Source organism: Mycobacterium sp. (assembly GCF_044342925.1).
In the GTDB taxonomy this organism is placed as follows: Bacteria; Actinomycetota; Actinomycetes; order Mycobacteriales; family Mycobacteriaceae; genus Mycobacterium.
Window position 1 is genome coordinate 1 of record NZ_JBIIOV010000144.1, and the last position, 8,449, is coordinate 8,449.

Here is an 8,449-nt window from a genome sequence, read left to right on the forward strand (position 1 = left end):
CTTCCCTTTGATGCCAAGGATTTTCATGGCGGTGCGCCGTGAGTCCCGGTTCCCGATCTCGGAGATCCTCACCAACACCCCGGCGATCCCGGAGCTGGCCCAATGGGGCATCTTCCTGCGCAACCACGACGAGTTGACCCTGGAGATGGTCACCGACGAGGAGCGCGACTACATGTACTCCGAGTACGCCAAGGACCCGCGGATGAAAGCCAACGTGGGCATCCGCCGCCGGCTCGCACCGCTGCTGGAGAACGACCGCAACCAGATCGAACTGTTCACCGCGCTGCTGTTGTCGCTGCCCGGATCGCCGGTGCTCTACTACGGCGACGAGATCGGCATGGGCGACATCATCTGGCTCGGTGACCGCGACGGAGTGCGCACGCCGATGCAGTGGACACCGGATCGCAACGCGGGTTTCTCCACCGCCAATCCGGGACGGTTGTATCTGCCGCCCAATCAGGACCCCATCTACGGATACGCGGCGGTCAACGTCGAAGCCCAGCGCGACTCGTCGGCGTCGCTGCTGAACTGGACTCGCGTCATGCTGGCCGTCCGCCGCCGCCACGAGGCATTCGCGCTGGGCGCCTTCCGCGAACTCGGCGGGTCCAATCCGTCGGTGCTCACCTACGTCCGGGAGACCGACCACGAAGTGGTGCTGTGCGTGAACAACCTGTCCCGGTTCCCGCAGCCGATCGAACTGCAACTGCAGCATTGGAATTCGTGGACGCCGGTGGAGCTCACCGGGCATGTGCAGTTTCCCCGGATCGGCCAGCTGCCGTATCTGCTGACCCTGCCCGGGCACGGGTTCTACTGGTTCAAACTTCAGCCCGAGGAAAGCCGATGAGAAACCTCAACGATCTTCCGTGGACCGAGTGGCTTCCGCACCAGCGGTGGTACGCCGGCCGCAACCGGACGCTGGCTGCGGTGGCGCCGCATCTGGTGGTGCCGCTGCGCGACGATGTGGATCTGGCACTGCTGGACGTCACGTACACCGACGGCTCCGCCGAGCGGTATCAGATTGCCGTCCAATGGGATTCGGCGCCGTTATCGGAGTACGGATCGGTCGCCACCATCGGCACGGTGGACGATCACATCGCTTACGACGCGCTCTACGAACCGGAGTCGGCGCGCTTCCTGCTGTCGCTGATCGACTCGTCGGCACAGATCGACGACGTCCGCTTCACCAAAGAGCCGGGCGCGGCGCTGCCCGTCGACGCCGAGGCTCGGGTGATGGAAGCCGAGCAGACCAACACCAGCGTGGTCTTCGAGGAGCGGGCCATCCTCAAACTGTTCCGCCGGGTGTCGTTCGGCATCAACCCCGACATCGAGCTGAACCGGGTGCTCGCGCGCACTGGAAACCCGCATGTGGCAACACTTCTCGGGTCCATCGAGATGACTGACGCCGGGCAGCCGTGCCCGCTCGGGATGGTGACGGCCTACGCCGCGAACTCCGCCGAGGGCTGGGACATGGCCACCGCCAGCACCCGCGACCTCTACGCCGAGGGCGACCTGTACGCCTACGAGGTGGGCGGCGACTTCGCGGGGGAGTCGTTCCGCCTCGGGGAGGCGGTGGCGTCGGTGCATGCCGATCTGGCGCGGGCGCTGGGAATATCGACGGCCCTGCTGCCGGTGGCGCACATGCAGGCCCGGCTGGCGGCGGCCGCGTCCAGCGTTCCGGAGCTGTCGGAGTACGCGGCGGCCGTCGAGGAGCGCTACCACAAACTGGCCGGCGAGTTGGTCACGGTGCAGCGGATTCACGGCGACCTGCACCTGGGGCAGGTGCTGCGCACCCCGGAGGCCTGGCTGCTGATCGACTTCGAAGGCGAGCCCGGCCAGCCGCTGGATCAACGGCGACAACCGGATTCGCCGCTGCGCGACGTCGCCGGAATGCTGCGGTCGTTCACCTATGCCGCCTACCACCCGTTGGACGGCGCGGCCGACCGCCAGCTGGCGGCCCGGGCACGGGAGTGGTCGGAGCGCAACAGTGCGGCGTTCTGCGACGGCTACGCGGCCGCGTCCGGCGTCGATCCGCGCGAGCACGCCGACGTGCTGGCCGCCTACGAACTGGACAAGGCGGTCTACGAGGCGGCCTACGAGGCGCGCCACCGGCCGGGGTGGTTGCACATCCCGATGCGGTCGATCGCCAGGCTCGTCGGGTGACCCTGGGGCTGAAACTCGGTCAGCGCGATCTGGCCGCAGAGCCGTTGGGCGACATCAGTTCCCCACTGTGCTGTGCGGCGCCGGCTGCGACGCCGCCGCAGCAGCATGAGCAGCGTGGCAGGCGAACTCGGCGGCAAGGCGATAGCCGATGCCGCTGGAGGCGCCGGTGATCAGGGCAAGCGGTCTGGGCTCAGCGGTCACGCCTGACGGCATGCCCTGGTCAACGGGGCGCCAAACCTCTCAGGGCTCTAATTCGGTGCGGATCTCCACTTCGGAATGCAGCGTGCGATGCACCGGACAGCGGTCGGCGATCTCGTGCAGCCGGTTGCGCTGGTCGTCGTCGAGGTCGCCGTCGATGGTGATGATCCGGTCGATCCGGTCGACCTTTCCCTCCGCGGTCTCGCACGAGGCACAGTCGGTGGCGTGAATCGTGCTGTGCTGCAATCGAACCGAAACCCGGTCCAGCGGCAGCTGCTTGCGGTCGGCGTACATCCGCAGCGTCATCGTCGTGCACGCGCCCAGCGATGCCAGCAGCAGGTCATACGGCGACGGCCCGGTGTCCCGGCCGCCGACCGAGACCGGTTCGTCGGCGATCAGCCGGTGCGGGCCGATCGTCACCTCCTGCTGGAACCTGCCCACCCCGGTCTCGGCGACGATCACCGAGCGTGGGTCGTCGTCGGTCTGCTCCGCCTGGGGCTGGGACTCGGCCTCCGGCTCGGGGATGTACCGGCCCGCCCAGGCGGCGATCACGTCCGCGGTGTAGACCGCGTCGCGCCGGCGGGCCAGCAGGTGGTCGGCGTCGTCGAGGGAGACGAAGCTCTTCGGGTGCTTGGCGGCCTGGAAGATCCGGGTCGCGTTGTCGATGCCCACCACCTGGTCGATGGGGGAGTGCATGACCAACAGCGCCTTGCCGAGTCTGGCAAGGCCGTCGACCAGGTTCTGCTCGGCGGCGTCCTCGAGGAACTCGCGGCGGATGCAGAAGCGTCGGCCGCCGAGCACCACCTCGCCCTCGCCGCGGGTGCGTATCTCGTCGAGCTGGTCGCCGAACAGGCCGGTGATGTGGGTGGGATCCGATGGCGCGCCGATCGTGACGACCGCCTCGGCTTCGGGGATGTGCCGGGCCGCGGCGAGCACCGCGGCCCCGCCCAGGCTGTGGCCGACCAGCAGCGCCGGCGCCCGGCGGGTCTGGCGAAGGTGGTCGGCGGCGGCCACCAGGTCGGCGACGTTGGAGGAGAAGTCGGTGTTGGCGAAATCGCCCGCACTGGCGCCCAGACCGGTGAAGTCGAATCGCAGCACCGCGATACCGCGGGCCGCGAGTCCTTCGGCGATGCGCCGGGCCGCCCGGCTCTCCTTGCTGCAGGTGAAGCAGTGCGCAAACAATGCGTAAGCCACCGGTTCCGCGTCGGGTGATTCCAGTAGCCCGGTCAGCTGATGACCCTGGGCATTGGGAAAGTCGAATCGTTCCGCCCGCATCGGCGCCTCCCGGAGGTCGTGTGGGCACGAAGTCTAGCCAGCCGGTGATCCGACGAATGTCCCGAATGATCGAGGTTTCCGACGTGACGCTGGACCTGCCGGTCCGGGCCTGACCCCAGGCCGGACATCGCCGCCCGGCAACGGATGAAGCCGCGTGTCGGCGGGGCCGTCTACGGTGGTCGCGATGGCCTTGCACGTATACCGCGCGGAACGCACCGACATCCTCGCGGACGGGTTGGGGAAGTTGCTGGCCACGCCGCCTTCCGACCCGTTCGCCGAGGATCTCGTCGTGGTGCCCGCTCGCGGGGTGGAGCGGTGGCTGTCCCAGCGGCTGTCCCATGTGCTGGGCGCCGGCGCCGGCGCCGGCGGGGTGTGCGCCGGGGTGGCGTTCCGCTCGCCGGCGTCGCTGATCGCCGAGATCACCGGCACCCGTGACGACGATCCGTGGTCGCCGGAGGCCATCACGTGGCCGCTGCTGGAGGTCATCGACGCCAACCTCGACCAGACCTGGTGCGCCACCCTGGCCAACCACCTCGGGCACTTCACCACCGGGGAGGAGCAGGCGTTACGCCAGGGCCGCCGCTACGCGGTGGCGCGGCGGCTGGCCGGGCTGTTCGCCTCCTACGCACGCCAGCGCCCGCAGTTGCTCACCGACTGGCTGGCCGGTGACACCGCGGGTCTGTCCGACGACCTGGCCTGGCAACCGCACCTGTGGCGGCTGCTGGTGGCGGCCATGGCCACCGACCCCCCGCACGTCCGGCACGCCAACACCGTTGCGCTGCTGCGGGACTCGGGCGGAAAGCTCCCCGATCGCATCTCGCTGTTCGGCTACACCAGGCTGTCGGCCACCGATATGGAACTGCTCGACGCGCTGGCCGTCCATCACGACCTGCACCTGTGGTTGCCGCATCCCAGTGCTGAGCTGTGGGCCGCGCTCGACGACCTGCGCGGTGCCGTCCCGCGCCGCGCCGACGTCAGCCACCGCCGGGCCGGCCACCCGCTGCTCACCACCCTCGGCCGGGACCTGCGCGAGTTGCAGCGCAGCCTGCCGGCCGACCGCGCCACCGACGAGTTCCTGGCCGGGGACCCCCGACCGGACACCCTGCTGGGCTGGCTACAGTCCGACATCGCCGCCAATGCGGTTCGGGCCCAGGGTCGTTCGCTGGGTTCCGACGACAGGTCGGTGCAGGTGCACAGCTGCCACGGTCCGGCCCGCCAAGTCGACGTGTTGCGTGAGGTTTTGCTGGGTCTGCTCGCCGACGATCCGACTCTGGAGCCCCGCGACATCCTGGTGATGTGCCCGGACATCGAGAGCTACGCGCCGCTGATTGCGGCCGACTTCGGGCTGGGTGAGGTGGTCAGCGGCGCCCACCCGGCCCATCAGCTGCGGGTCCGGCTCGCCGACCGTTCGCTGGTGCAGACCAACCCGCTGCTCGCGGTGGCATCCCAGCTGCTCGACCTGGCCGGCAGCCGGGTGACCGCCAGCGAGGTGCTCAACGTGCTGCAGACCGATCCGGTGCGGGCCCGTTTCGGGTTCACCGACGACGACCTCGACGACATCACCGACTGGGTCCGGGAATCGAACATCCGATGGGGCTTCGATAAGGAGCACCGCTCGCCCTACGGGCTCAGTTTCGTCCACCACACCTGGCGTTTCGGGATAGACCGGATCCTGGCCGGGGTTGCGCTGTCCGACGACTCCCAGGCCTGGATCGACAGCACGCTGCCGCTCGACGACGTGGGCAGCAACCGGGTGGAGCTGGTCGGGCGGCTCGGCGAGTTCGTCGACCGGCTGCAGCGGGTGGTGGAGTCGCTCAGCGGTGTTCGGCCGCTGCGCGAGTGGCTGGCCGCGCTGGCCGCCGGCATCACCATGATCACCCGCGTCGACGACGACGACGCCTGGCAGTCCAGCCAGTTGGAACGGGAGTTCGGCGATATCCTGGCCCGCGCCGGGAACCGGGCGGACACCCTGCTGCGGCTCTCCGACGTGACGCAGATGCTCCGTCGTCAGCTGGCTGGCCGGCCCACCCGCGCCAACTTCCGGACCGGCACCCTCACCGTCTGCACCATGGTGCCGATGCGCTCGGTGCCGCACCGGGTGGTGTGCCTGGTCGGTCTGGACGACACCGTGTTTCCCCGGATCGGATCGCTCGACGGCGACGACGCTCTGGCGCACGAGCCGATGACCGGTGAGCGGGATGTGCGGGCCGAGGACCGCCAACTGCTGCTGGACGCCCTCTGTTCGGCCACCGAGACCCTGGTGGTCACCTACACCGGCGCCAACGAATTCACCGGCCAGTCGCGTCCGCCCGCGGTGCCGCTGGCCGAACTGCTCGACGTTCTCGACGTGACCACCGGGAGCGCCGTCCGTGACCAGGTATTGACATCGCATCCGTTGCAGCCCTTCGATATTCGCAACGTGCAGGCGGGCGGTGTGGTCCAAGCCGACGCGGACCGACCGTTCACCTTCGATGCGACGGTGCTGCGGGCAGCCCGCGCGGCGACCCGCGAGCACCCCGGAGACCGGCCGCGCTTCGCCGCAGGGCTGTTGCCCGCCCCGGAGCGCTCCGACGTCTCACTGGCCGACCTGGTGGCGTTCTTCAAAGATCCCGTAAAGGGTTTTTTCCGGGCCCTGGACTACACCCTGCCGGCCGACGTCGAGGGCGTCGACGACGCCATCCCGGTCGACATCAACGCGTTGGAGGAGTGGACCGTCGGTGACCGGATGCTCACCGACATGCTGCGCGGGATGAGCCCGGAGCGGGCGCTCAACGCCGAGTGGTGCCGCGGCACACTGCCGCCCGGGCAGATTGGCTGGCGCACGGCGCGGACCGTTCGTGACCGCGCGGCGCTGCTGGCCGCGGAAGCCGCCAGCATCCGCGATGTCGCCGCCCGGGCCATCGACGTCGACGTCGACCTGGGCTCCGGCCGGCGTCTGACGGGCACCGTCTCACCGGTGTTCGGTGAGCGTCTGCTGTCGGTGACCTATTCCAAATTGGGCGCCAAGCATCTGCTGTCCGCCTGGATCCCGTTGCTGGCGTTGAGCGCTCACGCACCCGAGATCGACTGGTCGGCGGTGTGCATCGGCCGCCGCAAGAGCGGGGAGCAGCCGCGCCACGAGGTGCTCCGCAGCCCGGGTGTCCAGGCTGCCGAGCTGCTGGGTGATCTGCTGGCCATCTACGACGCCGGCCGGCGCGAGCCGATTCCGCTGCCGCTCAAGACGTCCTTCGCTTGGGTGGAGGCCCGCGCGACGGGGGGATTCCCGGAACGCCAAGCCACGTCCGCCTGGAAGTCGAGCGAGGTGTTCCGCGGCGAGGACAAAGACCCCGCGCACGCCCGGGTGTGGGGACCGGGCGCACCGCTGAGCGCGCTGCTGGAGCCGGTCCGCCCGGGCGAGGAGTATCCGGGGGAGACCACCCGGCTGGGCGCCTACGCGGCGCGGTTGTGGCGGCCGATCCTGCAGTCGATCGGGGGAGGGCGCTGATGGAGCCGGGTTGTTTCGAGCCGGGTCGCTTCGATCTGCTCGGGTCGCTGCCTGCACCGCGGACGACGACGGTGCTGGAAGCCAGCGCCGGCACCGGCAAGACCTTCGCGCTCGCCGGCCTGGTGACCCGCTATATCGCCGAAGGCGTTGCGGCCCTGGACGAGATGCTGCTCATCACCTTCAGCCGGGCCGCCACTCAGGAGCTGCGCGACCGGGTGCGTCGGCAGATCGCGCACGCCCGTGCGGCGTTCGACAACCCCGAGCTGGTCGGCGACAACCAGGTGGTGGCACACCTGCTGGCGGGAACGCCGGAGGAATTGGCGGCCCGCAAGGAGCGCCTCGGCGATGCGCTGGCCGGTTTCGACGCCGCCACCATCGCCACCATCCATCAGTTCTGCAATCTGGTGCTCGCGTCGCTGGGGGTGGCCGGTGACACCGACGCCGGTGTCGAACTGGTCGAGAGCCTCGACGATCTGGTCGTCGAGATCGTCGACGACCTGTATCTGGCCCGCTTCGGCCGGGAGCGCGAGGAGCCGCTGTTGCCCTACAAGCGGGCGCTGAAGATCGCCCGCGAGGTGGTGGGCAATCCGTCGACCGAACTGCGCCCCAGCGAACCCGAAGCCGACACCTATGCGGCGGCCTGCGTCGAGTTCGCTAACGCGGTCCGCACCGAGATCGAGATCCGCAAACGGCGCCAGGGCATCCTCGGTTACGACGACCTACTCAGTCGCCTGGCCGACGCGCTGCAGGCCGAGGATTCTCCGGCCCGGTCCCGGATGCACCGGCGCTGGCCCATCGTCATGGTCGACGAGTTCCAGGACACCGACCCGGTGCAGTGGCGGGTGATCGACACGGCGTTCACGGGTGCCTCGACGCTGGTGCTCATCGGCGACCCCAAGCAGGCGATCTACGCCTTCCGCGGCGGCGACATCCACACTTACCTCACGGCCGCCGAGCAGGCGGGCGAGAAGCAGACCATGGGCACCAACTGGCGCAGCGACGGTGCGCTCGTCGAGCGGCTCCAGGCGGTGCTGGGCGGCACTGAGTTGGGCGATCCGCGCATCGTGGTCCGCGACGTCGAGGCGCGTCACCGGGGCACCCGGCTAGCCGGGGCGCCGCACGGCGATCCGTTCCGGCTGCGGGTGGTGCCGCGGGCGGAGTTCGGCAAGACCGGCGACAAGCTGATCGGCATCGACGAGCTGCGGCCCTACATCGGCCGGGACCTGGCGGCCGACATCGCCGCCCTACTGGCCAGCCCCGCGACCTTCGACGGCCGACCTGTCAAGGCCGCCGACATCGCGGTGATCGTGGAGAAGCGCAAGGACGCCCGGA

Annotated in this window: 5 protein-coding genes; 4 read left to right on the forward strand and 1 reads right to left on the reverse strand. The window is 69.7% G+C overall.

What is annotated here, in order from left to right:
- Nucleotides 1–844 (forward strand): alpha-glucosidase C-terminal domain-containing protein (locus ADBZ6I_RS13820; RefSeq protein WP_526384773.1); only part of this gene is annotated, 844 nt, incomplete at its 5' end.
- On the forward strand, nucleotides 841–2,160 hold the full coding sequence (locus tag ADBZ6I_RS13825) for a maltokinase N-terminal cap-like domain-containing protein (RefSeq protein WP_526384775.1): 1,320 nt from the start codon (nucleotides 841–843) through the stop codon (nucleotides 2,158–2,160). The genes ADBZ6I_RS13820 and ADBZ6I_RS13825, both read left to right, overlap by 4 nt.
- Nucleotides 2,161–2,400: 240 nt before the next feature.
- Here ADBZ6I_RS13825 and ADBZ6I_RS13830 read toward each other — a convergent pair whose 3' ends face one another.
- Nucleotides 2,401–3,633 carry a bifunctional alpha/beta hydrolase/OsmC family protein gene (locus tag ADBZ6I_RS13830; protein ID WP_526384777.1) on the reverse strand — a complete coding sequence of 411 codons (1,233 nt, stop codon included), beginning with the start codon at nucleotides 3,631–3,633 and terminating at the stop codon, nucleotides 2,401–2,403.
- A 184-nt stretch (nucleotides 3,634–3,817) separates the two neighbouring features.
- On the opposite strand from ADBZ6I_RS13830, the gene recC reads away from it, so the two are divergent.
- The gene (gene recC / locus ADBZ6I_RS13835) at nucleotides 3,818–7,117 is read left to right on the forward strand and encodes an exodeoxyribonuclease V subunit gamma (RefSeq protein ID WP_526384779.1); all 3,300 of its coding nucleotides are present in this window, start codon (nucleotides 3,818–3,820) and stop codon (nucleotides 7,115–7,117) included.
- Nucleotides 7,117–8,449, forward strand: a 1,333-nt coding sequence (locus ADBZ6I_RS13840; RefSeq protein WP_526384781.1) for a UvrD-helicase domain-containing protein, incomplete at its 3' end; no start/stop codon positions are given. The genes recC and ADBZ6I_RS13840, both read left to right, overlap by 1 nt.